Below are 25,471 nucleotides of genomic sequence, written 5' to 3' on the forward strand. Positions count from 1 at the left end.
CCTCTTATTTGCAGAGCTTGATATCGGCGAGCCGCTTGCGAAGCGTTGCTTTCGATGGGCGGTCCGGACTGAGCGGGTAATTATCGTTTGACATCGAGGGCTTCCCCTCTTCGCCAACAAGGAAGTCGTAAATGAGCTGTTCGATCAGTTGCAGCTCATCCTTTCCTGCATTACCTACGGTGTCATCTGCGTTCCTGATTCCGACTTTGAGTTTCGAGATGATGGCGCCAACGAGTCTCTTGCCATCGCGCGAATGTTGCTTCATCCGCTCGTCCAAGTCGTTCTTCGTCTGGCCGACGTACGGCTTGCCGTCTGCTTTGGCGTCCAAGAAGACGTAGATTCCATTCGTGATCTGCTGCTCGATCACGTTCTCGATCAGCAGGCACCCCGTCTTCTCGAACACGATACGGAAATTGCCCGTACTGGACATCACCTGCCGGGCCGCCGTGTTGAGCGTCTGTCCCAGCTCCTGCAGCGTCATGTGCCCGCTGGGATCGAGCTTGTTGACCGGGTCGGCGTGCGCGTAGGCGTACTTGTGCAGCGACGGCGGGTCCATCGCGAACCCGGCAAAGCTGTCCATCGTCGGGAAGCGCCCCGTCGACGGGTCGTAGTAGCGGGCGCGCAGGTAGTAGAACGCCAGCGCCGGGTCGTACTGCTCGCCGCGATACAGGTGGGTGACGGTCGTGGTGCCCGTCCGTTCCAGCTCGTTGCCGAACGCGTCGAATACGAACGTGTCGGTCACGGCGCCGGCCGCATCGGTCAGCAACCGGGTCGAGCCCATCCCGTCCGCAAGCAGGTACTGCGTCAGGCCATTGCGCGTCTGCGCAATCGGGTCGTCGCCGAAGGTGTGAATCGCCGATAGCCGGCGCGGTCCCGTGCCCTCCTGCGTGTGCTCCTCGATGACCTGCGCGTACTCGCCGCTCTTGTCGAGCAGGTAGAAGGTCGAGACCGTCGGGCCGCTGGCCGGGTGGTAGGTCTGGCCGATGCGCAGTCCGTCAGCGTCATACTGGTAGGTATGCCGCGCTCCGCCGGCCCGCATCTCGACCAGGCGGTCGGCGTCGTCGTAGGCGTATTCGACGCGGCCGTCGGGGCCGTCCTGGGTCAGCGTGTTGCCGTTGGCGTCGTAGGTGTAGCGGGTGACGTAGCCGCCGGTCGTCTCGCTGACCAGGCGATCGTTCGCGTCGTAGTCGTAGGCCGTCGTGATGGCCACGCCGCGCACGGTGACGGTCTCGGTCTTGCGGTTGCCGACCTTGTCGTAGGTCCAGGCCAGCGTCCGGTTGCGAGTCGCGTCGCGGGCCTCGACGGCTTCGCCGATCAGCCGATCGTGGTCGTCGTAGGTGTAGGTGACGGTTCGCGCGATCCCCGATGCGTCGCGCTCCTGCGCGATCCGGCGCTTGCCGGCCGGCGTCAGCGAATAGGTGACGCCGAACAGCAGCTCGCCCGCCGCCGTCTTGTGCGTGAGGCTGACCAGCCGGTTCTGTACGTCATAGCCGTAGTCCGAGCGGACGCCGTTCGGCCGGACGATCGCCGTGCGGTTGCCGACGCCGTCGTACTCATAGCGCGTCGTCCCATGGTCGTCTGTGACCGTGGCCAGGCGGTTCATGTCGTCGTACACGAACCGCAGGTGCTGGAACGCCGAGATCAGCTCGACGCGGTTTCCTGCGGCGTCATATTCGTACGCGATCGATTCGCCGTGCGGGTACTCAATGCCGAGCACTTCGCCGCGCGGACCATAGCCGATGGTCGTCGTGCCATTGCCGTCGGTGATCTTGACCGGCACGGTGTCGCCGCGCAGGTACTCGATCGTGACGTCGGGGTCGTTCGGGTAGTCGATCGAGGTCCGACGGTCGACCGCGTCGAAACCGTAACGCGTGGTCGCACCGTTGAAGTCCGTCCGCGCGACCAAGCGGCCGACGATGTCGTACTGCATCGTCTCGAAGTTGCCCGACGGCAGCGTGCGCTTGATGGGGCGATTGCCGTAGTCGTAGACCCAGCGCGTCGACCGGTCCTCAGCGTCGGTCTGCGTGATGAGGTTGCCGCGTGCATCGAACGCGTAACTCGTCGCGGCGACCGTTTCACGTCCGCTGGTCGACTGGACCAGGCGGCCGAGTTTGTCGTAGCGGAACGTGACGCGGCGACCGTCCTGGTCCGTCCGCGCGATGGGCCGGCGCACCGCGTCGTACTCGACCTTGATCGAGCTGCCGCCCTGGTACTTCGTCTCGGTGATGTTGCCGACGCCGTCGGTGACGAACTCGACGCGGTGGCCGTTCGGATCGATCGTCGCAGTGCGTCGGCCGCTCGTGTCGTACTCGTGGCGGGTCGTGTGGCTCAGCGGGTCGATGATCGTGACGACCCGGCCGGCGAGGTCATAGCCGAAGTTGGTGCGCTTGCCGCGTTCGTTGGTCTCGCCGACGATCTGGCCGGCCCGGTCGTAGGTGGTGACCCGACGCGGGTTGTCGTCGTCGCTGGCCGGCGTGGCGTCGGGCAGCACGACCTGGGTGCGGCGGTTCGCCTTGTCGTAGATGAACTGCGTCCGGCGGCCGGCGCGATCGGTCTTGGCGATGATGTTGCCGTTGCCGTCGTACTCGGTCGTGGCACGCGACCCATCGGCATAACGCACCTCCGACTCCAGGTCGCGGAGGTTGTAGACGCGCTCCACGCAGTGCAACAGCGCGTCGCACTCCTTCACCGGCTTCTGCGTCGGGCTGTAGTCCGTGGTCCGGAAACTGCCGTCCGGGTAGTCGGTGCGGGTGATGTTGCCGTTGCGGTCGCGCGTGTAGCGCGTCGTCAGGTCGACGGCCTGGCTGCCGTCGGCAGCCGTGCGTACGACCGCGCCGGCCTTCGGTGCAACTGCCGCCGTGGCGGCGCTCTGGTCACGCGACAGGCTCTCTGCGGCGAACGCGGACAGTGGGGCGAGCAGGGCAAGGGCGAGGGTCGCGAGTCGGCCTATGGCGCGCAGGCGTCGGTTCTGGTGCATCACGTCGATTTCCCCATGGTGGCTCGCCGGCGGTATTTGCCGGCCACGTCGGTATTGCTGTGTCGCGTCTGCGCGCGTTCTCGCAGCGCAAGCGCGCACGGCCGAGGCGCGAGGCCCTGGCCGTGTCCGATGTGTGTCCCTACTGAGGATTCCGCGAGCCGTGAACCGGCTTGATCGTCAGGCTGCCGCGGTGCAGCTCCTCCCCACGCACGATCGCAGCGCGCACGTCCTGTGCGGCTACCAATCGCCCCCCATCCGAAGGGCGCGCACTGTAGCCAGTAAACGCTGAGCGTTCAATGCGTCGCGACGGCATGGTGTGCCCCACCATTCAGATTGGCCGCCACGCATCGGGTCGTTCCAACACGTCTCTCCATGCCGCACACAGGTCCGCTAGCCGTGGCTGCCTACGTTTGATTGCCCCGCCTCGGACGACGTCGGCTTGGTGCTCAACAGCACCGAGTCCAGGCGATACGGCAGGATCGCGACGCGGCGTGCTTCAATCTTGAAAGTGACGCGCTCGTTCTCCTCGGCGTCCTCCCATTCCTCACGAACCGCGCGGCCCTCCACGAGTACCCGCATCCCCTTCTGATATAGGGCTTTCCAATGGTCGGCGTCGCGATGCCACAGCTCGACCGGTGCCCAGAAACCGCCGCGGTCTTCAAACTCGCCGTCCTTCTTGGGGATCGGGTTGTCGAAGTAGACATTGAGCCGGAGCAGTCGCCGCGGCTCCTCGTTGCCGTTCGGAAACTCCCGGTAGTCGGGCACGCTGCCGATATTGCCTTCGCCGATGAAGTGGGTGCTCATGATGACCTCGAGCCGGTGGTGGGATGGGCAACCGTCGGCGCGGGCCGACCGGTGCGTCGCTGAAAGATCGCTTCGGCGTGTGCCATCTTGTTGGCGCACGCCAGCGTCTGGCGGTTGATGGTGTGGATCAGGCTGACCTGCATGTTGAGCACGATTCGCTGCAGCTCGATCGCATACAGGTCCTCGATGAGCAGAGCCGGTGCACTGGCCATCAGCGCTTCCCACAGCGCGACGCCCATCATCGAGCGGTCGAGGTTGCGCCAGCGCAGGAAGGTCGTGCCGGCGCCCGTCGTCTGCGGGGACAGCTGGACATCGAGCAGATGGAACGGATGGGCGCGTGCCTGCGGCAGTATGCGCCGGAGCGCCAGCCCCACGAGGTCGTCGCGCAGCGCTTCACACTGGCTGGCCCACATGGTCAGACTCCCCTTACCCTTAAAAGGCCGTAAAAGGCCTTTTAGGTAGCCTGCGTGTTCCAGGTGCTGGAAGTCTGCGGGTTCCAGCATCCGAAACGCGTGCCGTGCGACTCGTGGATCGGTCATGCCGTCCCCGCCTCGTCATCCATCGGCACGAGCGGTGCGAGATCGCGGTCGCCGGCTTCGTTGTTCGTGGCCACCGGCGTCGAGGCGGGACGCAACGACAACGGCTGCCGCCGGATGATCGGCGGCGCATAGCGAGAGCGGCGGGTACCTTCGAGCACGTCCTGCGGCAAGGGGCCGAGCTTGTCGAGCGCGGCGCGCGCCGCGGCATTGTTCGCAGCGAAATCGTCGCGCTTCGTCCCGGAATACCGGTACTGCTGGGCCAGCGCGAACAGCGAGCGAAGCGCGTGGCCCCCTTCGTTGAGCCAGCGCTCCAGGGTGCTGCGATCGATAAGTGCTGCGTGGTGCGCGAGGATCAGCTTGCGCGCCAGGTCGTCGTAGTCAGCGAGCAGATAGACCGCCAGAAAGCCCAGCTGCGACGAGATGAACAGCGGCAGCTTCACCGGTTGCACATTGAGGTTTTCGCCGAGGCTCAGCGCGGTCGGCACCTGGGTCAGCGCCTGCTCGACCTGGTCGCGCAGCGTCTGCAACGTGGCCTTGGTGGCATCGAGCTTCTGTTCGATCCGCAGCATCCAGAAGTCGCTGTACGGGCAGTCCTGTTCCGCGCCGCGCTTCATCTTCTGCACCGCCGACACGAAGCTCGCGAGTCCTGCGATGCCGGCGCGGCCCTCTGCCGCGGCACGGCCATGCCAGATGCGCGAGGCATGATGCGTGTGAAGCGTGAGCGACATGGCGCTTCGCAGGGCGCCGAGATTGAGTTGCAGATCGTTGGCCATGGCAGCGTCCCGTGTTGACGAGACCGCAGCATCGACGGCCACAGGAAGGCTGTCAGTCAACAATCCGCATGAGGTGCACCGGGCATTCGCCGGCTGTCGCGGATCTATACCACTGGTATAGCGCGACACCCTGCGATGTTGCGCGCGAAGACGTGGTGCACCGGTGCTGCCTGGATCAGCGTCGCGCCTACTCGGCAAAGCTATACCACTGGTATAGCTGCCGCCGTCGCGCCAAAACGGTGGTGCAAAGACCGCCATCTATACCAGTGGTATAGCTTGATGCGTGGTGTCGCCAAGTCGACGGATCGTCCAGCGCATCGCCTCTGCGTCGACGCTATACCACTGGTATAGCGAACGCTCATCGCAGCTGAAGCAGATCGCGAAGCCGCGCGATGTGTTCCCTGACCAGTTCGGGATCGCTCGGTGGTCGCGCTGGCGCAGCCGGGGTCTCGGGCAGTGCGGATCGCGCGGGCGCCGATGGCTTTGCACAGGCCTTGAATTCACCGCGCATCGCCTTCTGGATGATCCCGAACAGGTAGCCCGCAGGATTGCGAACGGTGGTCGCTCCACAGCGCAGATCCCACTCGTCGAGCACGCCCTGCTGCAAGGCGGTGTCGACGCGCAGCAGGGCCGTGATCGCGCCCGCCTGCTGTTCTTCCTTGAGCGTGAGAAAGCGCGGCGGCAGCGCGAGGTGGCTCGCCATCAGCCAATCCTGGCTCGCGCGCGCGGTACGTTTTTTAGAACTGAAACTAGAACGTACAGTACTGTCCGACTTCGGATTCCGAAGGGAGTCGATTTTCAAGGGTTTGGCACCGATTTCGGATTCCGAAGTCGGGGCTTCCTGATTCCGAAGGCGGGTAGCCGAAGGCACTTCGGATTCCGAAGTGCGGACATCGGTCGGGAGGTCGGGCGCGAGCCCGCTGCGCTGTGCATCGATGCGCTGGGCAAGCAGCTGCAGTCGCGTCGGCAAGGTGCGGCCGGCGAGCGCCGGGTCTTGGTCGATCTCCTGGAGAACATGCTGGCCGGTCACCTGAATGGCGCGGCTCGCATGGGTCAGCGCATCGCTGACGAGGGACAAGTATTCGGGGTCGAGCTGAATCGCTTCGTAGGGTGACAACGGCGCGTCATGGAGCACATAGAGGTTCCCCAGCACGCGGCCGGTGCGCGGATCGCGCCGGCGACGGACGAGGCTCAGCCAACGCGTCAGTCGAAGGAGCGTGAGTGTGCGGGCCACGGTCTCCGTGGAGGCCAGCGCGCCCGGCATGGCGGCGAGAAACGGTCGCAGTGCCTCGTAGGTCGGCAGCACAGCGGGGCCGTCGTCCCGGACCTGGAGCCGGAATACCTGCCAGGCGTTGCGTTCAAGCGGCGTCAGTCGCCGGTCGAAGAACAGCGCGCGCGGCACGCTTTCATGCCGATTGCCGCTGAACAGCAACAGGTCGGTGGGAGGTGTCGGGTGGGTTGGGGGCTGCCCCGGGTCAGGCTGGGCGCGCGGCACGGCGTCGCCACGAGGCAGCTGCCGCGCGGTCATCAGGCGAGTCCCTGGTCGATCCAGGACTTGATCGCGGCCCAGATCACGGACGCGGGCAGCGCCATCGCCTCGGCCAGATCCAGCGTCAACGCGAGCATCGCCGTCTCATCGTCGAGGGCCATGCCACGCTGCTTTACTTCGGCGTGCCAGCGCGTCCACAGCGCCGTGTCCTGCGCCTCGTTGAGCACATGGTGGCGGCCCTTGCGTTTCGGCAAGCCCAACACATCGCGCCGCAGCGCGACTTCCTGATGGGTCAGGCCATAGAAGTGCGACACCATCTCGGTGCTGGCGCCGGCTCTCAGCATCCGATCGATCGTGGCGATCTCATGATCGACGGCGTCGACCTGCTTCAGCAGCCGCTGGACCACTTCGCGGTTGACGCTCACCGAACACCACGACACCGTCGCGTTGAGCAAGACGCTGACCAGCGCCGGATGCTTGAGCGCATCGAGTTCGCGCTCCGAAAAACCCATCGCCAGGCAGCGTCGCAACTGCCCGTTTCTCAGGTCATGCAGGGCCTGCGCCACCACGGCCTGGTTGAGTGGATGAGGCATCGACATGCGTCCCTCCGAAGAAGCTGGCGGCGTGGGGCTCGATATCGACGAGCACGCGGGCCAGACGAATCAATCGGAACAGCTTGAATAGGCCCAAGTCGCTCAAACGCGGCACTGGGCGTGATCCCGGCCCGGCTCGGACCAGCAGCGCGAGGCCTTGTGCGAGGGCGGGCGTGCTCACCGTCGTGGCGTGGTCGCCGCGATAGCCCGCTGCGAGGCTCGACAGCAGCGCCAGCAGCGCCTGGCCAGAGCGGTCGTCGCCTGCGTCAGCCGAGCAATCGAAGCCCAGACCCTGCGGCATCGGTTGAACGCAATCCGCCACCGCCGCCTCGTTCGCAATGGCACGCGCGAGCTGCGCGAGTTGGGCGCGCAATGGCGCCGGTGCGTGCAGATCAGGCTCGACCGACCACAGGTCAGTGGTCGGAAACCGCGCGTCGACAGCGAGTGCATCGGTCGCTGCCCCATCGGCCTCGATCTGACCGAACGTCTCACCCGTGTGTTCGGCCACGAGCTGCTGGATCGACTGCAGTCGCGTGGTGGGCACTTCAGCGGGCGGCTCGCGCGGAGCGTCAGGACGGGCGGCCTTGGGGAGCGGCACGACCTGCGCGGGGGCTTCGGTATCCGACGTACGGCGCCGCTCAGTCGGCGGCAGCGCCGGTCCAGCGTCAGGTGTCGCCTCCCCGGTCGGTGCGGACGGCGACGCCACGGGGACGGGGTCTGTGGATAGCGCGCGCTGCCGCGTCTCGGTCTCGTCGAGTTCGAGCGTGAGTAGGTCATAGTCGGCCTGCAACAGCTCGGCCATTGCACCGACCAGCTCGTCTTGCACGCGCTGAATCGAGAATCCCTGCGGGTCGAGATCGAACGCGGCCAGCACGTCCTGAAACAGCGTCGGGAAACCGACCGTGAGCGTGGCTGCGTCGGCTCGCCGCTCCCAGATCCGCTGCGCCGCGCGACGCATCGCCGTGAGCTTTTCCACCTGCGGGCGACCAAGCCCGGCGTAGAGCACCGTTGGGATCGCCGGCAACAGGAAGCGCACGGCTTCCTGCATTCGGCTGATATGGGGCTGGGACACCGGGTAGCCGTCGGCCGCGAGCCGCCTGGCGAGTTCGGACTGCGACAGCGCGCGGCCACATTCGGCTTCGTAGAGTTCGCGCGCCTTCTCCACGCCCAATGCTCGCTCGATCAGCGTGAGCGAACCGCGCACATCGTTTTCGCAGAGATGGCCCGTCAGCGCGATGATCTCGCCGCGCTCGGGCCACGGACGAAACAGGCAGGGAATCCGGAAGTAGCGCTCGTCCCGCGTCTCGGCCCACAGCTCGCGCAGGATGGCGAGTCGCGTATTGCCGCCGTTGCGAATGACGTAATGCGACTCGCCCGGGCGACGCGTAATGGCCGGTGGCGCTTCCAGTCCCCGCTCGCGGATCGACGCCTTGATGTCGTCGTACGACGGGTTGCGCGTCAGCCGCGGGTTCCATTCATAGGGCCGCAGCTCATCGAGTGTCACCACCATCGGGGTGTCGGCAATCGGATCACTGACCGTGCCGGCCGCCGGACCCAGGCGCGCAAAATTGTCGGCGAGCAGCTTGCTCGCCAGCTCGTCGATGGCGCGGTCAGTCACGGGACCTCCCGTCTGTTGCCGCCGCCCGCTCGGCGCGATCGAGCTGCGCACGCGCATTGCGCCACGACCGGTGGTCGCTGGCTGTTGCGCTGGTGTAGATCGGTGGCAGCCCCGGCTTATTGAAGCGAAGGTGGCCACCCGGTGTGCGGGCAACGGTCCAGCCACGCGCGAGTGCATGCTCGACAAGCGGCAGCAACTGTTTGCGACCGCGACACAGCTCACGCGGGCTGGGCATCGCGTGCCCTCCCATCGACCCGCGCGAAGCGCTCGGCCCACTGTGGGAACAACTCGGTGGCCAGCGCACGCTGACTGTCGAGGGCCGCAGGGGCGAGGCGCCCCGTCGGTCGGCGAATCTCGACGCGATGCGCAGGGAGACCCTGCGTGGCGGCGCGCGGATAGACCTCGATCGCCGGCACATCGGTCTGCAGCACCCGAATCGATTCGTGCTCGGCAAAGATCTTGCGCAGCGCCCCCTTGATCTGTCGGGCGTCGCGCGACACGGCGTGCGTACGGTTGATCAGGAGTCGGAGCGGCGGTGGCGTGATCCCGAGCTGGCGAAACGACGCGATGTCCTCGAACAGTTGCAGCGTGCCGCGGCGCAATTCACGCGCGGCGAGGATTTCCGGGGTGACGGGCGAGAGCGCCAGGTCCGAGGCGAGCACCGCCGCTTCAAGCAGCACGCTGCGTGCGCCTTGCGTGTCGACGAGCAGCAGGTCGTAGTGCGGGCGGAACGCCGGCAGCAGGTTGCGCAGGCGAAACCGGCCGTCCGGGGCATGCAACAGCAGTGTGTTGAGCTGGCCGCGGGCATCGTTCGACACGACGATGTCGAGTCGCTCGACGATCGTGCGCGAGGCGAGATGCGCCATCGTGCGCTCATTCGTTGCGAGCAGCTCATAGATCCCTGCCGGCGCGCGGTAAACGAGCGAGTAGTAGCTCGAGAGCGTGGGCTGGATGTCGAGATCGATCAGCAGCACACGCAGTCCGGCATCGGCCAGGAATCCGCCGAGGTTGGCGGCCGTGGTGGTCTTGCCCACGCCGCCCTTGGTCGAAATCACCGAAATCACTTGCATGGATCGCTCCTTGAAGGGGGCAGCGGGCATCAACCGCGCGTGTTGCGGCGCTCGGCGATCCACGCATCGATTTCGGCCGAGTCCCAACCGACTGCGCGCACACCCAGGCGCACGGCCTGGGGAAACTGGCCGGACTTCATCAGCGAATAGATGTGCGCGCGCTTGAAACCGGTTCGCGCTTCCACCTCGGGACGCCGGAGGATGCGTCGCTCAGTGGCGGGGTCAGAGAGGGTTTCAGCAGACATGCTCAGCACTCCTCAGCGCTCCATGGCACTCGTTGGTCATGCGCTGCATTCAACGGAGCGGCTTTTCTGCAAGACACCGAAAAATCGCCTTTCATGGCACCCGCTTTGTTGTGGTCTGCACGGATGTGCAGAGGACAACAAAGCCCATTCGGCGAGAAAGTCGGCGGCGGTCTGACGCGATGCGCACAACGCACAACCGGTGTGGCAGACCCACGCAGGTGTCGAGGGCGCCATCGAGGAGGTGCGCTGCGTAACAGCGATTTCCTACGAAACCTCTCGTACAGCGCTGCACGCGGTTACGCCGAGCAAGACGGGCTCGATCTATCGCCAGACCAAAAGAACATGGCGTGCCAGTCGGCACGCCATGTCCGGCGCAACAGGCGATCAGCCGAGGTGGTCGTCGCTCGCGTGCTCGCGCGTGGCGCGTTCCACGAAGCGCGCGAGCTGCGGCGAGGGTTCGGTGGCGGGACGTTGCAGATAGGTGGTCTGCACGGGAACGGCGCCGGCGAGCGGGCGCACGATGATCTCGTTGTGCAGGCAGGTCGCCTGCGGCGGCACGCAGGTGAGCCCCAGACCGTAGCCCGCGCTCACGAGCGCCTTCATCATGCTCTGCGACGCCGCGTGCTCGGCGACATGGAGTTCCTGGTCTGTGCTGACGCTCTTGAGCAACCGCTCGATCTGTTGGTAGTGCCCCTCGCACGTGTCGGGATGACACAGGATCAGCGGATACCGCAGCGCTTCGGTGAGCGGGATATGGCGATGGACCAACAGCGGATGTCGTGCGGGCAGCGCGGCGACCAACTCGTCGTGCCACACGGGCTGGGACTGCAGTCCCGGCTCGTTGCCGGGCGAGCGGGAAAAGCCCACGTCGTAGAGATCCGACAGCAGACCTTTCACCTGCTGTGAGTACGGCACTTCGTAGAGGCGGATGTCGACGTCGGGCTCGTCGATGCGACAGTTCGCGAGCACCGTGGCCAACCGATCGGCCGGCACGCAGTCGGACAGTGCGACCCGGAGCACGCCGCGAAAGCCCAGCGCGGCACGCTTCACATTGGCGCGCGCCTGCTCCAGCTTCGCGAGGAGGCGGCGCGTGTCGTCGAGAAAGCGCTCACCGGCCCAGGTGAGGCGTACGCCGCGCGAGTTCCGCTCGAACAGCACGGCGCCCAGGTCCGATTCCAGTTCCTTGATGGTGCGCGAGAGCGGCGATTGCTCGACATGGAGCCGGGTCGCTGCCCGGGTGAAGTTCAGCTCCTCCGCGACCGCGACAAAACTTCGAAGATGACGCAGTTCCATGGCAGGCACCTCACCAGCCGGCCTTGACTGCACCGCACGCGTCCCGAGCACATGTCGTGTATCGACAGCTCGACTCGATGATCGGTCGCACCCGCTGATCGGGCATCGGGGCGTCATCAAGTACGGCGTCGAGCGGCGCCACCCGCACGGGCGGGTACGGAAGCTCCATGCAAGCAGGTGAGACGACAACCGTGAGGGTACGAATCGCGGACTCCATCCTTGGCTCCAGTCTTTCGAGGGTCGTGTCAACAATGGTCGCTCCCCACAGCAGCTCAGAACCGCACGGCCGTAGGGGGCAACAGGCAGGTGAGGCAGGTGTCGTCTGGGTCGGTCCCCCCGGGAATAAATGACGTGTGAGTTTTCACATTGCGATGGCACCAGATGCGGTGGGCGTTGTGATGACAGTGCGCAATGCGGCGTGTGGCTCAGCGCCAGTGCTTGGGAGAGTGGAGAGAGCGGGCAGGCATGACGCGGTGCGACGTCATCTGAGAAAGGTCCGAAACTAGCATCGGGGAGAGAAAGCGACTCGCCGGTTTCGGACAGCAATGCGATAGAGGACAAATCGTCAGAATCTCCCCTCAATCCGATCAGCGAGTGGTCGTCGTATGAAATCGGGACGGACTGTCAGACACTGGAAGGCGAGTCGCCCACCGGCGCATTGGGCAGTCGCTTCCGTGCCCAATGGCATCGCAGTGAATTTGGTCGAACAGGTGTTCGATATAAAAACAGTGCGGCCGCCTTTTTGTTGCTGTTCCCACCGGTGCAGCCGAGCGGCATAGAATATCGAACGATTTCCCTATTCAATAACGTAATTCATCTAAATAGTCAGGTTCTATACTGCACAAATGAACCATAAACATTTGTCTTTAAAGTGCTGTTCCGTAAGGTAATAGTGGCTTGACTGAGGATGCCGCGATATAATCTATTCTTCGATCGACTCTAATAAGGGTGCGCACCGTTGTGCGCGCCGAGGGTGGATTTTTCTTTTTTATTCTCTTGTGGTTATTCAATGAAAAGCTGGTTAAAACCCTTCGCTTTTCCCCATGGTCATGGTCAACGCAGTATTCGAAAACTTGCTATTGCCGTGTCCTTGTTGGGAATCTCTCCGCTCACCCTGGCTGCCGATGACGATGGCACCACCATTCCCTATCCGAAAGTCTGTGACATTTCGAATGCCTGTATCGAAAGCACCAGTATTTCGGGATGGGTAGACCATTTCTACCCTGAGCCCAAACGGAATTGGTGGAAAGTCACCAAGGGTCCTTATGAGTGCTTGGCGCCCAATGGGATGCGAGCCAACTGCTATGACCTCACCATCGACGGAGCAAACTACCTACATGGCGTTATTCTCCGCGCTATCATCGGTTGTCCAGATGGAACCTTCTTTGGCAAAGTCAGCCAGCGCTGCCGGAAGATTTGCCCCGAGGGCGAGTATCTGGTGAAAGATGTGTCGCCGGATCAGTGCAAGCCCAATCCGAAACCTGAAGAACGTGATCCGGACGATACGGCTGATCCGGAACAGGGCATGCCCGAATGCCCAAAACGCTCAGAGGAAATGGATAAGACAACCGGCAATCCCATCAATACCGCGACGGGGAATAAGTTCCAGCGCGAGATTGATACCCTGCTGGGTGTGCCTTTCATCCGGTTCTATAACAGCCACGATTCCGGTCCGAAGCATCAACTCGGCCTGGGCTGGCGCCACAATTGGCACGCCCGGGTATTGCCGGTTTATTCCTATTTCATTGATCCGGGTATTCCCCCGCATATGGACCCGGATTGGCGCGAGTACTGGAATAGCCGTGCAGCGAATAGTTCAGGCCCGAAACCGCGTCTGTTGTTCTACCGGCTGGAGCGTACCGATGGGGCTTCCTTCTCTGCTACTACGGATGGCCGGATTATTGGCGCGACCGACAAGAACACCCTCAAGCTGACCATTGGCCCGACCGGCTTTACCGTCTTCGATGGCCTGAACACTGAGCATTACGACGCCAAGGGCAATCTGGTCTCGCTCGTCGAAGGCGGCGGCAAGCGCTACACGCTGACCTATGCCGATAAGCTGCTGAGCCAAGTCAAGGATGAGACCACGGGTCGCACGCTGACCTTTACCTACCGTCGGGAAACGCTGGGTGGAATCGAAGACGATTGGCTCAGCAAAGTCGAAAGCGGCAATGCTTCGGGCACGACAGGTCTGGTGGCGAGCTTTGACTATTCGCCCAAGGGCTATCTGGCCAAGGTGACACATGCCGATGGGACAACGCGTCAGTACGTCCACGACGACCCCGAGCGCGGTGACAAGCTGTCTGGGTTAATCGATGAGAACGGGGTGCGGTTTGCCACCTGGAGTTACAACCGATACGGCGCAGCGATCAGTTCCGAGCACGCCGGTGGGGTGAACCGCTACACCTTGAGCTTCGGCGGGGCACGTGGCTGGCCCAGCACGGTCCAGACCAGCCCAACGGGTGCCACCCGGTTCTTCAACTACCAGCAGATCGGCCGTCGCCTCCTCTTTGCGGGCAATTGGCAGCCGGGTGGTTCGGGTTGCAACGCCAGTACCCGCAAGCGTACCTACGACTCGGCTGGCAATCCGCAAGAACAGATCGACTTCAACGGCAATGTGACGTGGTTCACCTACGACCCCGAGCGGGATCTGGAGGTGACGCGGATTGAAGCCGCGACCAGCTCGGCACCTCGGGCGGTCACTACGCAATGGCATGCGACATTCCGCTTGCCCACGAAGATCAGCGCCAACGATCGGACCGTCAGCTTTGACTATGATGAGCGCGCCAATCTGACCAAGAAGACCGTTGAGTCCAACGGGAAGGTATGGAGCTGGCGTTATGCCTACGACAGCAACAATCGCTTGATGAGCGTGACCGAGCCGGCGGGCCGTAGCAGCCAGTTCGGTTATGACGCCACGGGCAATCTGGTCTCGTTCAAGGATCGTGCTGGGCTGGTCACGACGTATGGTCCTCACAACGCCCATGGTCAACCGCTGTCGATCACCCGTCCTGATGGCGTGGTGACATCGATGACCTATGACGCTCGGGGTCGCTTGCTGACCTACAGCGAGGGTCAGTCTGTGACGCGCTACCAGTACGCGCCGACGGGCCTGCTCAAGCAGGTCAATCTGCCCGATGGCAGCCAGATCGACTATGAGTATGACCCAGCTCACCGGTTAGTCGGCCTTCGCAACAACCAGGGCCATAGCATCCGCTACGTGCTGGATGCCGCCGGCAATCGACTTCAACAGGATGTGCAGGACGCCAACGGCACCTTGGCCGCTGCGATGGCGAAAGTGGACGCTGAACGTCTGTCCCTGATTGCGCCGAACAGCCTGCCGACTCAACAAGACAGCGAATAATTTCTTATGCGATTTCCTCGATTCGCCAGCGTCTTCACGCTGGCGGCGGCCCTGGCCGCCCTGCCTTCTCAGGCAGCCATTACCCACACCCTTAAACAAGAGTTCGATCAGCTGGGTCGACTGGCCAAGGTTATCCAAGCCGATGGCAGTTGGGTCAGCTATGGCTACGACCCCAATGGCAACCGGACCGCAGCGACTGATCATCTCGGGCGGACCACCCACTACGAATATGATGCGTTTAACCGCCTCACCACGATCCGCGACCCGAAGGGTGGCATTACGCGGATGGGATATGACGCCTTCAACAATCTGGTCAAAGTCACCGACCCCAAGGGTTTAACCACCGAGTACCAGTACAACGGTCTTGACCAGCTGGAAAAGCAAATCAGTCCGGACACAGGAACCAGCAGCCAGACCTATGAACTGGATGGCCAGCTCAAGACCCGAACCAATGCTGCGGGGCAAACCACTCAGTTCAAGTACGACGGTGCCGGTCGACTCATTGAGCAGCGCCATGCGGGTGGGCCAAACTGGACCTTCCAGTGGGACAGCGTCGGCCGGCTCAGTGAGGTCAAGGACAACACCGCGACCACGCGCTACCGCTACGACAGCCAAAGTCGACTGGAAGCCAAAACCCAGCAGATTGGCACGTTGACGCAAACGGTGAGCTATCGCTGGACACCGGCGAATCAACTATCCGGGCTGACGACGCCATCAGGTCGGGTAATCGACTATGTTCGGCAGAACGGTCAGATCGTCGCGGTTAATCTGGACGGCAAACCGTTGCTGACGCAGGTGGTCTATCAACCCTTCGGTGGACCGCAGGGCTGGACCTGGGCAAATGGGCTGCACCATACCCGGCTCTACGACACCAATGGTCGCCTCTACCGAGTCGAGTCAGCGGGCATCTTTGCCAAACGGCTGATCTTTGACGGGGCCAGCAATGTCAAGCAGCAGGAAGACCTGCAAGATGCCAAGCGGACGCAGGAGTTTGGTTATGACGTGCTGGATCGGCTGACGAGCGAAACCACAACCCATCGCAACGACGCTTATCAGTACGACGCCAACGGAAACCGAACCCAGGTCAGCCGTAATGGCACCGCCACACCCTCAACGATTGAGGCCACCAGCAATCGGCTGACGGGGTTGGGCAACCAGACGCGGACCTATACCGCGACGGGTCATCTGCAAAGCGACGGCACCCGGACATTCGAGTACGACGGGGCGGAACGGCTGGTCAAAGTCACGACGAATGGCAAGACCTATCAGTACAGCCACAATGCCTGGGGTGAGCGGCTGGTCAAGACAGGGGTGCGGTTTGTCTATGACGAGCAAGGTCATCTGCTGGGTGAGTACAAGACCGACGGTAGCCTGATCCAGGAAACGGTGTGGTTAGGGGATCTGCCGATTGCCACGATTCAACCGGACGCTAAAAGCCCCAGCAAAACGCGGGTCTACTATGTCCATCCGGACCACCTAGGCACGCCCAGGGCGGTCAGCGATCCCGTCAGCAATAAAGCGGTGTGGCGTTGGGAGTCCGATGGATTCGGTAACAGCACACCCGATGAAGACCCAGATCAGGACAAGAAGGAGCTCGTCTATAACCTGCGCTTCCCGGGTCAATACTTCGACCAGGAAACAGGGCTGAACTACAACTTCTTCAGGGATTATGAGCCGATTACAGGACGATATGTCCAATCAGATCGGTGGGGGCTATATGACGGCGTCAATACGTACGTTTACGCTCATGTCAATCCCTTAGTGGAAATCGACCCAACTGGCGAGTTTGCGTGGGGGCTGGTGTTCGGGGGGGCTGAATTGGGGTGGCAATTATACCAAAATGATGGAGATTGGAGCTGCGTAGACTGGACTGGTGTTGGGCTCTCGATGGTTGGTGGTGGATTAATGAATGGACTTTTCAAAGGCGCATTCAAATTCAAAACTGCTGGCAGTCACACATGGGATGCCACACGAAAGTGGATGAGCAAAAACAACATCATGCCGATCCAAAATGGTGTGCAGCGCCACCATTGGCTTTTTGAAAGAAATCAAGGTATCGGAAAACGAGTGCCGGATGTCGTCAAAAATCAACCTTGGAATATTAACCCTATCCGGTCCGACTTTAACAACTGGCTTGGCCGAAAGCCTTGGCGAGCACCGCTAGGTGCACCCTCATGGGCAGTGGAAACAGCGGTCGGCACTGGGATGACCGGGGTGGGTGCTGCTTCAGGAGACTAACGTGGTTCAGAGCAATCGTAACAACGATGTATGTCTGCTGTTCTTAGAGGGGGACAAGTCAATAATCCCTGTTGCGCTATCCGCTTTCCATGTAGCGCAAAGTGCGAAAAAGCAGCTCGAATCCTACGTAGGCGCCCTTGTCGTTAATAGAGAAGGCGAGGCTTATCTGATTCGACAAATCGAGAGAGTAGGCCTTCACGGTGACGGGTTCCCCCGGAAAATACTTAGCGCTCTGACTGGCGCCTATGACATAAAAGTTGAGTTCGAACGGAGGCCAGCGATAGAGCTCGAAAGCTTCAAGCTGCTACTCATAGAATACCTCGCCATCGACAGTGAGAAAGGTGACCCATTTCTCCCGCAAGACAATTCGTTCCCCATCGTTCTTGAACAGATAAAAAGGGCCAAAAACTTTGAGGAGATTTTTGAAGTAATCAAAATTCCCTCGGCTGAGGATGCGCTCGACGTCTTGTAGGACGGAAATGAGGCCCGGCGGATTGCCGGGCCTGTTCTATTAAGTAGCCAATATATATCTATGCCTGCCTGCGTTGCGATGCTCGATAGGTAACTCGTCGAAGCCAGGCTGAAAAGAATCGACCCCACCGAGAGTTGCAGTCGAGCGCAAAGCCGACGAATTCTTCGCCGAAGCGGTCGCGCGCGACATTCTCGATGCACTCGCGGATGCCGGCGGACAATACCGCCTCCATCGCTTGAAAGTCGAGACAATCGAGGTAAGGCTTGAGTGAAGCCGCCATATCATTCTCATCCTTAAACAACGAGCGGCGCGCATGAGCCGTTCGGCATCGTCGGGTCCGTCGATCGGATCACGGGGCGATGAGGCCAGCAGAGGGCAAGTTCTCAAGCTGTGCATTGAACTTCAGCGGGCCAGGACAGGACCCACGAGTTGATCAGATCCGCAGGTCGCTTTCGCTGGATCCAGCAGCGAGGACGGCCTTGAACAGCTAAAGCTGGCAAAAAGCGGCCCGATTTATTGTTTGCTCCGCTCCATTCGATCTAGCCCCACGTTGAGTTCTTCGTCGTGATCCAGGACGATGAGCCGGACAGCATCCGCTCGCGCGATCGTATGGAACGCACCGCTGGATTCGCACTCAACAAGCACGCTGGCTGCCCAGTTAGCGAGATGTGCATTGAATGCAGCGGATAGGTCTGCATCTAATGTCTGCTGGTAAAGCTCGTTGTACCCCACGATTTCGATCAAGGATTCCCACGGCTTCCATGCTTGGACGAACGTCGGCGCATATCGGTCATTGACGCAATACAGTGGCCAATCACCCAATGACCAGAATCGTTCTTGCAGCGATGGTGCAGAAGCCGCCGCTTCCATATCCATGCCTGCCTGCGCGGCGATGCTCGATAGGTAGCCCGTCGAAGCCAGGCTGAAAAAGATCGACCCCACCGAGAAGTTGCAGTCGAGCGCGAAGCCAACGAATTCTTCGCCGGGGTGGTCGCGCGCCACATTCTCGATGCACTCGCGGATGCCGGCGGACAACACCGTCTCCATCGGTTGGAAGTCGAGACGATCGAGGTAAGGCTTGAGTGAAGCCGCCATATCATTCTCATCCTTAGAACGACGAGCGGCGTGCATGAGCCGTTCGACATCCGTCGGGACCGTCGATCGGATCACAGGGCGACGAGGCCAGCAGAGCGCAAGTTCTCAAGCTGTGCATTGAACTTCAGCGGACCAGGACAGGCCCCGCGAGTTGATCAGATCCGCAGGTCGCTTTCGCTGGATCCAGCAGCGAGGGCGGCCTTGAACCAGCTCGGCCGCTTCCCGCGACCACCCCAGGTCTGCATTGGGTTCGCAGGATTTCTGTACTTCGCTTCGAGCGACCCACGCTTGAGCGGCGTAGGCCGCCGGGCCACATCCACCTCAGGAAAGAGTTCGCTGATCGAGAGGCCATCGGCCGTAGCCAAGTCGATGCACTTCTGCCGTACGCTCGCGAGCTTCTCGTGTACCAGCTTGTCGCGCAGATGCTCGGCTGCTTCGATCAGCTGTTGGAGTTCGTCAGCGGAAAGGTGGTCGATGTTGACGGTCATGCTGATGCATCCAGAGAAGGTATTGCAGCATACGGCAGAGCGTCCACGGGATGCGTAGAGCATGGACTGATAGAGCATGGACTGGATGGGGCACGGGCTCTAGGCAACAGGTGAGACAGGGTTAGGCTTCCTGACGCAAGCGCATGATGCAGTCCTGCGAGGGCGAGCACGCGTATACTTCTGTCGGCGGTTAGCTGATGCTTTCACCGATGCAAGTTGGTCCTGGCTCAACTTGCATACTGGCCCTTCCGCCTACCTCCGTGCGGGCAAGCATCTAGCACCGCGGCTGCAGCCCGGTCCTGCCCGCCATCATGCTCATGGACTACGAAACTGTGCGCATAGCCCGCCAGCTTCGAAACTGCAAGCGTAATGAGCCGCGCGGGTTCCATAGTGATCTGCCGCAAGTGTGTATCTATGTGTGTATATAAACCAAGAAAAAGGCAAATAACACACATAAAAATCAAAAGGTTACGTCAAAAATGCTACTCATGATCGATAACTACGATTCCTTCACCTACAACCTGTATCAATTGCTTGGTGAAGTGAACGGCCAGGCGCCGACGGTGGTGTGCAACGACCACCCACTGTCTGCCATCGACCTGAGCTGTTTTGACGCCGTGGTGATTTCACCGGGACCGGGTCACCCGGCCCGCGCTGCCGATTTCGGCATCAGCGCCCAGGTGATACGGGAGGCAGGACTGCCGGTTCTGGGCGTTTGCCTGGGTCATCAAGGTATCTGTCATCTATTTGGCGGCGAAGTCGCCCATGCTCCCGAGCCGCGTCACGGCCGGATTTCGGCGATCCACCACCACGGCCAGGACCTGTTTGCCAATCTGCCCTCGCCCTTTGAAGTGGTGCGTTACCACTCGCTGGTGGCTACCAGGCTGCCCGACATGCTCGAAGCGATCGCCTGGTCCGACGACGGTCTGATCATGGGTCTGCGCCACCGCTCGGCGCCGATCTGGGGCGTGCAGTTCCATCCCGAGTCGATCTGTAGCCAGCATGGTCGCACCTTGCTGGCCAATTTCCGCGATCTGGCCCTGGCATATCGAGGCGCTCAAGCAGCTTCACTAAATATCCATTCTTTCTATCCCAGGAACGCAACAACTGGTAAGGCTCCGGAGCCAGTGATTGAACAGGATAGTAAGTCCGAACTTCCCTTATCCCCCAGCCTTGTCGTCGAGCGACTCGACTTCCTGCCCGACCCGGAAGCGGCCTATCTGGCGCTTTATGCCGGGGCAGACTGGAGTTTCTGGCTCGACAGCAGCGAGCTGCGCCCTGGCCTGTCACGTTTCTCGATCATGGGCGACGCATCCGGTCCACTGGCCGAGCGGCTCAGTTACCGCGTCAGCACGGGTGAACTGACGGTGGAGCGAGCCGATGGGGTCGAGCGTTTGCAGACGGGTTGCTTCGACTATCTCGCTGCCCGTCTGCGCGGTCCGCGACCGCAGATACCGGCAGGGTTGCCGTTTGAGTTCGATCTGGGCTTCGTCGGCTATCTGGGGTACGAACTCAAGGCAGAAACCGGGGCGACGGCGGGGCATCAGTCCGAGACGCCCGACGCGGCCCTGCTGTTTGTCGACCGGGCCTTGGTGTTCGATCTGGCGGCGCGGCAGACCTATTTGCTGGCGTTGGCGGGAGCGGACAGTGAGGGCTGGATCGACGCCACCAAGGCGCAGTTGGCGGACTTGCCTGTGGCGGCGACGGAGCCGGCTGCGAGTCCGCGCCTGACTGGCGCGACCGACTTGGCCTGCCAGTGGCGCCACGATCGGACCGCGTATCTGCAAAGGATCGATCAGTGTCTGGCGCAGATCCGCGATGGCGAATCCTATGAAATCTGTCTGACCAATACCGCGACGCTGCCAGGCCGGCCCGATCCGCTGGCGACCTATCTGCGGCTGCGCCGGATCAGTCCTGTGCCTTTCGGTGCCCTGCTGCGTCTGGGCGAGTGGTCGGTGCTGAGTGCCTCGCCCGAGCGTTTCCTGCAAGTGAGCCGCGCTGGCGAGGCAATGTCCAAGCCGATCAAAGGCACGCGGCGCCGTGGCGTCGATGCGGCGGAGGACGCGGCGCTGGTCGATGAGCTGCGCCATAGCGAAAAGGAGCGTGCCGAGAATCTGATGATTGTCGATCTGGTGCGCAACGACCTTAACCGGGTGTGCGAAATCGGCTCGGTACAGGTACCGGTGCTGTTCGGGATCGAGAGCTATGCGCCGGTCCATCAGATGGTATCGACGATCAGCGGCCGTTTGCGGCCGGACCAATCGGCCATCGATTGCGTGCGAGCGTGCTTTCCCGGCGGTTCGATGACCGGCGCGCCCAAACTGCGCACGCTGGAAATCATCGACCGGCTCGAAGCCGGCCCGCGTGGCGTCTATTCGGGCGCCCTGGGCTGGTTTGGCCTTGGTGGGGCGCTTGATCTGAGCATTGTGATCCGGACCCTGGTCATCGGCCCGCAGCAAGCCAGCTTTGGCGTGGGCGGGGCGATTACCGCGCTGTCCGACCCGGCGGAGGAGTTCGAAGAAACCCTGATCAAGGCCCGTGCCCTGCTGGCGGCGCTGGCGCAGGGGCAGCGGCAGGGCAGCACCTGACGCTGTTTGCAGGCCGATTTCATTTGAGCCGTTTGTTCTTCTTGCGGCGTGGGGTAAGCGTGCGGGTGGCGCTGAAGGAGATCTTCAAGGCGTTGGAGAGCGATTGTCGGGTCGGTTCGTCCATATGGAACATATACATATGGTAGAGGCCGAGTGACTGGAGCACGCCGAAGGCATAGGGGTTCTTGTCGAGGTCCTTGGCCAGCGTCTTGATCTTGTCGAGCGGCACGGTATTGGGCCTGAGCAGCCGGGTGGCCGTCTCGATCAGCCGATAGGCATTGGTCGGGTTGCTCTGCACCACTTCACGGATATCCTCGCGCAGCTTGTCCGATGCCACGAAGCTGGCGGCCGAGGCCACGGCATTGGTGGCCACCCATCCCAATAGATTGAACAGCCGATGCTTGATGCGCTGCTCGGCCTCCTCGACCGTGGCCTTGGCATGGCGCTCGTGTTCGATCTGGCGCAGCTCCTCGATGAAATCGGGCAGCGAGGCGGCGATCTGCTCCAGCCACAGACGCAGCGCCCGCATCGGACCATCGAATACCTCACGGATCATCGCCTGCTTCTGCGGCCGCTCCAGCGAGCCGTAATAGTTCTTCAGGATCAGCCCGAGGATTTCCGCTGTCTTGTTGAGCAGATTCCAGCGCGCGGCAAAGCTCAGCATGTCGTATTCGTCGGGTTCGTGCCGTTTTTCCGCCTCCACGATCTGATCGCTGAATTCGCGTAACGCCAGCTGATTGCGCTCGACATCGGGCTGGGGAAAGGTGAGCTGTGCCGTCGTCTCCACCAGTTTATTGAGGTATTTGGTGTCGCCGTTGAGCTCGATCGGCTTTTTGTCGGCAAAGCATTCGCGCAGCACCTGACAGATCAGTTCGATCACCCATTGATTGTCGACATGGTGGGTCAGAAACATCACGGTCAGCGCGCGGTCGCGCAGATAGAGCTTTTTGCACGAATCCTCGACCCAGGCGCGGATGGCCGGCTGGTCGAGATTGCGCGCCAGATAGCGGCCGACGAAGAAGTAGTAGACGTAAGGGTAGGTAAAGAAGCAGCTGTCACCCTGGCGGGTCAGGATCAGGGCACGGGTCAGCAGGGTCAGCCTGTCCTTCAGATCGACCGTGACGAAGCGGCGCGAGAATTCGGCGTTGATCTTGCCCAGTTCGCCAAGTTCGATCGCCTTGAGCCCTTGCCGGTTCAGCTCCCACGCCAGCAGCGACAGATAGTTGAAGTGCTCGTCGAGTTCGGTCGGCTTGACCCCGACTTCGCCGAGGCTTTTGGTGATCAGATACTGGTAGTAGAAGCTGAGGCCGCTGTTCTGGATTTCCCCGTGCCGATGCTGCTCGCAGCTTTGCAGCAGGATCAGTAGATAGATCGGATATTCCGGTACCAGCTGCCTGCCGATCACGGCATTGACGATCGACTCGACCTCGTCGATGCGCTGGTCGAGTTCGGCCTTGGTGGCCACGGCCGAGAGCGAACACCATTTCTTGATCAGGCTGTGGCGCAGCTTGAAACCGAAGCGCAGCAGCTCGACTGCCACAAACGGCGCCAACGCCGCCGAGGCTTCCTTCGAGGTGAGATTGGTCACTTCAAAGCCCGTGGTGGCAGTGAGGCAGATACCCGAAAAATGGCGGCTGGCGTAATCGAGAATCAGCGGCAGCGTGTGCAGTTCCGCTCTGAGCCGGTCGATGTCGTCGAGCAACAGGATCTTGCGCTCGCGCGGCTGACGGGCGAACAGATCGGGATGGCGGTATTCCGACTCGATCACGCGGACGATACGCCGCTCCAGATCGTCGCCGCCCTTGATCGACAGATTGTTGGCCAAGAGATAGAGCGGCGCGTAGCCCTGGCCGAGCAGCTCGCGGAACAGCCAGTAGAGCAGGGTGGTCTTGCCGGCCTTCTCGTCGCCGTAGACGGTGAAGCGGCGGCCTTTCTGGAGCTTGCCGACCAGTTCCTGCGAGCTGCGGGTCTTCAGGGTGTTGATTTCCTTGCTTTCCCAATCGCGCAGATCGGGCCAGACGAAGATGTCTTCGAGCGTCACCCTTTCCTTGGCCGAATGGGTGAAGTTGCCGCCGGCGTCGTTCAGCTCGGCGGCAAAGGCCGGCGCGATGTCGAGTGCGCTGCGGGCCGAGTCCTTGTCCTCCCAGGTATGGTGGTGTCGCGTCGCGGGCCGGATGCGGCCGTCGTGGCCGATCAGAAAGGTCGAGGCATCGACCTGTTTACTGACCAGATCGAACAGATAAAGCCCGAAGCCCTGGTCGGCATCGGCTTCGTGCGCTTGCAGCGCCGGCGCTTCGAAGAACAGTGAATTGCCGCTGAGCTGTTCGGCGATCTGGCCGGTGTTGGCCAGATGCTCGTGTCCGCTCAGGATCGCGCTGCAACGCTGGCGCAGCCGGCGGCGCAATTGTTGGTAATCGGCCTGGGCATACCAGTTGAGCGGATGGTGGACCAGGGCCAGATGCAGCGCGGCTGGACGGTCGAGCAGCGGTTCGAAGCGGGTGATCGGGTAGACCATCTGCCCCTGCACCTCGGGCAGCCGCGACATCCAGGCGGCATTGAGCGAGGACACCAGCACCGGCTCGCCCAGCACATCGAAACGCTGCTGCCAGAACAGGGCCGACGGCTGCTCGGCCACCGGCAGGAGCCAACGGCTGGCGAAGTCGAAGAAGTTGTCCTGCACCCGGGCGCACAAGCGCACGATTTCTTCGAGCTGCGCCTTGTCGGGTGCTTCGATCACCGCCTGCACCAGCGTTTCGCGAACCTCGTCGCGTGGCCGCAGGGTGCAGTCATGGTTGCCCGGCACCATCGCCACCTGGACGGTACGGCCGGTCTCCTGTTGCAGGGCAGCCAGCAGTGGTCGCAACAGCAGGGTGTCGGCTATCCGGTACTCGGCCACCGTGCCGGAAAAAGCAATATCGCCGCTGATCGCCAGCAGACACGCATCGGCGGCGCGGGCCGTGGTGTAGCAGGTCTCGGCAATCGCCTCGATATGACGCAAGCAGGAGTCGGCGCTGCCGTGGATATGGATGTCGCTCAGATGGATGACGGCCAGTTTACTCATCATCGCCTCCTGCTCAAGGGTGTGGCGGATGGCAACACCTAAGCCACAACGAGCAACCCGTATGCCGATCAGGCCGAATTAAGAAATTTGCGTCAGGCAGGAAAGCGCCCGGGAAAGGTTTGCGGGACCAAACGACGAAGATTCTGCCGAAGTGGCCAGGTGGGAATCTGGCTATTGCCGAAACGCTGGCAGTCGGCAGTCGGCTGGCGGCCCAGCGGACCATTCTTCCCCTCATCAGGCACAGCGTCCCAACCCTCCCAGTCCCAGGTGGTTGGCTGCAAAGCGGTCTCGGACACCATGGCCTCCGACCCGACCAGCACGCGTGGCTGACCCAATGATGCGTGAAGACCTGGGGACGGGCGACTGCGAGGTTGCTGGATCAGGACGCCATGCTCGCAGCGAATCCGGCTGAAGTGGCTTGGCCGTCTCGTGAGGATTTCCCAAAAAAACTGGCCGGTCCGTTCAAGACGGACCGGCCAGTTGGTTCGAAGCCTGTTCAGGCGCGGATATCGATCAAGGTGCCGAGCATGTCGTCGGCGGTTTTGACCATCTGGGCGGAAGCCTGGAAGCCGGTTTTATTGACCAGCGACTGTACGGTTTCGCTGGCCAGATCGGCGCCCTGGGTTTCCTGCGGTGTCCAGCCGGCGATGCGGCTGGCTGATACTTCCAGTCCGCGCTGGAAATGCTGCATGCCCGATAGACCGGCGCCAAGTCCTGAAATCGCCATAGTACTGCTCCTTGCTCTGGGTCTGAGGCCCATCCGG

General features: G+C 62.1%; 20 protein-coding genes. 4 read left to right on the plus strand and 16 right to left on the minus strand.

All coding sequences use genetic code 11. From position 1 onward, the window contains the following. Positions 1 to 4: 4 nt before the first annotated feature. From ACFOW7_RS15505 to ACFOW7_RS15555, 11 genes are all read right to left on the minus strand, one after another. Positions 5 to 2,977: an RHS repeat-associated core domain-containing protein gene (locus tag ACFOW7_RS15505; protein WP_378165908.1), complete on the minus strand. Its 2,973-nt coding sequence runs from the start codon at positions 2,975 to 2,977 to the stop codon at positions 5 to 7. 390 nt (positions 2,978 to 3,367) lie between these two features. Continuing rightward, positions 3,368 to 3,781 (minus strand): single-stranded DNA-binding protein, encoded by a 414-nt coding sequence (locus ACFOW7_RS15510; RefSeq protein ID WP_378165910.1) that lies wholly within the window; start codon positions 3,779 to 3,781, stop codon positions 3,368 to 3,370. Continuing rightward, complete coding sequence (locus tag ACFOW7_RS15515) at positions 3,778 to 4,320, minus strand: DUF3158 family protein (protein WP_378165912.1); 543 nt, start codon at positions 4,318 to 4,320, stop codon at positions 3,778 to 3,780. Before ACFOW7_RS15515 ends, ACFOW7_RS15510 begins: the two co-directional genes overlap by 4 nt. Further along, entirely contained in the window at positions 4,317 to 5,093 is a 777-nt protein-coding gene (locus tag ACFOW7_RS15520) for a PFL_4669 family integrating conjugative element protein (RefSeq protein ID WP_378165914.1), read from the minus strand. Before ACFOW7_RS15520 ends, ACFOW7_RS15515 begins: the two co-directional genes overlap by 4 nt. 358 nt (positions 5,094 to 5,451) lie before the next feature. Further along, positions 5,452 to 6,621, minus strand: a complete 1,170-nt coding sequence (locus tag ACFOW7_RS15525) for an STY4528 family pathogenicity island replication protein (RefSeq protein WP_378165916.1) — start codon at positions 6,619 to 6,621, stop codon at positions 5,452 to 5,454. Then, positions 6,621 to 7,181 (minus strand): DUF2857 domain-containing protein, encoded by a 561-nt coding sequence (locus tag ACFOW7_RS15530; protein WP_378165918.1) that lies wholly within the window; start codon positions 7,179 to 7,181, stop codon positions 6,621 to 6,623. The genes ACFOW7_RS15525 and ACFOW7_RS15530 overlap by 1 nt, the downstream gene beginning before the upstream one ends. Beyond that, complete coding sequence (locus ACFOW7_RS15535) at positions 7,129 to 8,793, minus strand: ParB family protein (protein WP_378165920.1); 1,665 nt, start codon at positions 8,791 to 8,793, stop codon at positions 7,129 to 7,131. The genes ACFOW7_RS15530 and ACFOW7_RS15535 overlap by 53 nt, the downstream gene beginning before the upstream one ends. Next, complete coding sequence (locus ACFOW7_RS15540) at positions 8,786 to 9,028, minus strand: type II toxin-antitoxin system HicA family toxin (RefSeq protein ID WP_378165922.1); 243 nt, start codon at positions 9,026 to 9,028, stop codon at positions 8,786 to 8,788. Before ACFOW7_RS15540 ends, ACFOW7_RS15535 begins: the two co-directional genes overlap by 8 nt. Further along, complete coding sequence (locus ACFOW7_RS15545) at positions 9,012 to 9,863, minus strand: ParA family protein (RefSeq protein WP_378165925.1); 852 nt, start codon at positions 9,861 to 9,863, stop codon at positions 9,012 to 9,014. Before ACFOW7_RS15545 ends, ACFOW7_RS15540 begins: the two co-directional genes overlap by 17 nt. A gap of 29 nt (positions 9,864 to 9,892) precedes the next feature. Further along, entirely contained in the window at positions 9,893 to 10,108 is a 216-nt protein-coding gene (locus ACFOW7_RS15550) for an AlpA family transcriptional regulator (RefSeq protein ID WP_378165927.1), read from the minus strand. Positions 10,109 to 10,492: 384 nt separating this feature from the next. Further along, positions 10,493 to 11,401: a LysR family transcriptional regulator gene (locus ACFOW7_RS15555; RefSeq protein WP_378165929.1), complete on the minus strand. Its 909-nt coding sequence runs from the start codon at positions 11,399 to 11,401 to the stop codon at positions 10,493 to 10,495. 1,009 nt (positions 11,402 to 12,410) lie between these two features. Between ACFOW7_RS15555 and ACFOW7_RS15560 the strand changes: the two genes are divergently transcribed. Genes ACFOW7_RS15560 through ACFOW7_RS15570 form a run of 3 tightly spaced genes read left to right on the plus strand, consistent with a single transcriptional unit; the run spans position 12,411 to position 17,475 of the window. Beyond that, the gene (locus tag ACFOW7_RS15560) at positions 12,411 to 14,765 is read left to right on the plus strand and encodes an RHS repeat domain-containing protein (RefSeq protein ID WP_378165931.1); all 2,355 of its coding nucleotides are present in this window, start codon (positions 12,411 to 12,413) and stop codon (positions 14,763 to 14,765) included. Between the two features lie 6 nt (positions 14,766 to 14,771). Continuing rightward, on the plus strand, positions 14,772 to 17,003 hold the full coding sequence (locus ACFOW7_RS15565; RefSeq protein ID WP_378165934.1) for an RHS repeat-associated core domain-containing protein: 2,232 nt from the start codon (positions 14,772 to 14,774) through the stop codon (positions 17,001 to 17,003). A 1-nt stretch (position 17,004) separates the two neighbouring features. Continuing rightward, positions 17,005 to 17,475, plus strand: a complete 471-nt coding sequence (locus ACFOW7_RS15570) for a hypothetical protein (RefSeq protein ID WP_378165936.1) — start codon at positions 17,005 to 17,007, stop codon at positions 17,473 to 17,475. A gap of 58 nt (positions 17,476 to 17,533) precedes the next feature. On the opposite strand, the gene ACFOW7_RS15575 is transcribed toward ACFOW7_RS15570, so the two are convergent. From ACFOW7_RS15575 to ACFOW7_RS15585, 3 genes are all read right to left on the minus strand, one after another. Then, positions 17,534 to 17,755 carry a hypothetical protein gene (locus ACFOW7_RS15575; protein ID WP_378165938.1) on the minus strand — a complete coding sequence of 74 codons (222 nt, stop codon included), beginning with the start codon at positions 17,753 to 17,755 and terminating at the stop codon, positions 17,534 to 17,536. Positions 17,756 to 17,988: 233 nt separating this feature from the next. Next, positions 17,989 to 18,570, minus strand: coding sequence for a DUF4303 domain-containing protein (locus ACFOW7_RS15580; RefSeq protein ID WP_378165940.1), 582 nt, complete (start codon positions 18,568 to 18,570; stop codon positions 17,989 to 17,991). Between the two features lie 155 nt (positions 18,571 to 18,725). Continuing rightward, positions 18,726 to 19,058 (minus strand): H-NS histone family protein, encoded by a 333-nt coding sequence (locus tag ACFOW7_RS15585; protein WP_378165942.1) that lies wholly within the window; start codon positions 19,056 to 19,058, stop codon positions 18,726 to 18,728. A 479-nt stretch (positions 19,059 to 19,537) separates the two neighbouring features. Here ACFOW7_RS15585 and pabB point away from each other — a divergent pair, with 479 nt between their 5' ends. Continuing rightward, the gene (pabB, locus tag ACFOW7_RS15590; RefSeq protein ID WP_378165944.1) at positions 19,538 to 21,646 is read left to right on the plus strand and encodes an aminodeoxychorismate synthase component I; all 2,109 of its coding nucleotides are present in this window, start codon (positions 19,538 to 19,540) and stop codon (positions 21,644 to 21,646) included. Between the two features lie 19 nt (positions 21,647 to 21,665). On the opposite strand, the gene ACFOW7_RS15595 is transcribed toward pabB, so the two are convergent. Continuing rightward, a complete protein-coding gene (locus tag ACFOW7_RS15595; RefSeq protein ID WP_378165946.1) occupies positions 21,666 to 24,707 on the minus strand; it encodes an STAND family AAA ATPase in 3,042 nt (1,013 codons plus the stop codon). A 496-nt stretch (positions 24,708 to 25,203) separates the two neighbouring features. Further along, positions 25,204 to 25,434, minus strand: a complete 231-nt coding sequence (locus ACFOW7_RS15600) for a flagellar basal body rod C-terminal domain-containing protein (RefSeq protein WP_378165948.1) — start codon at positions 25,432 to 25,434, stop codon at positions 25,204 to 25,206. Positions 25,435 to 25,471 lie beyond the last annotated feature (37 nt).

This window comes from Chitinimonas lacunae (assembly GCF_042650885.1).
Classification (GTDB): Bacteria; Pseudomonadota; Gammaproteobacteria; order Burkholderiales; family Chitinimonadaceae; genus Chitinimonas_A; species Chitinimonas_A lacunae.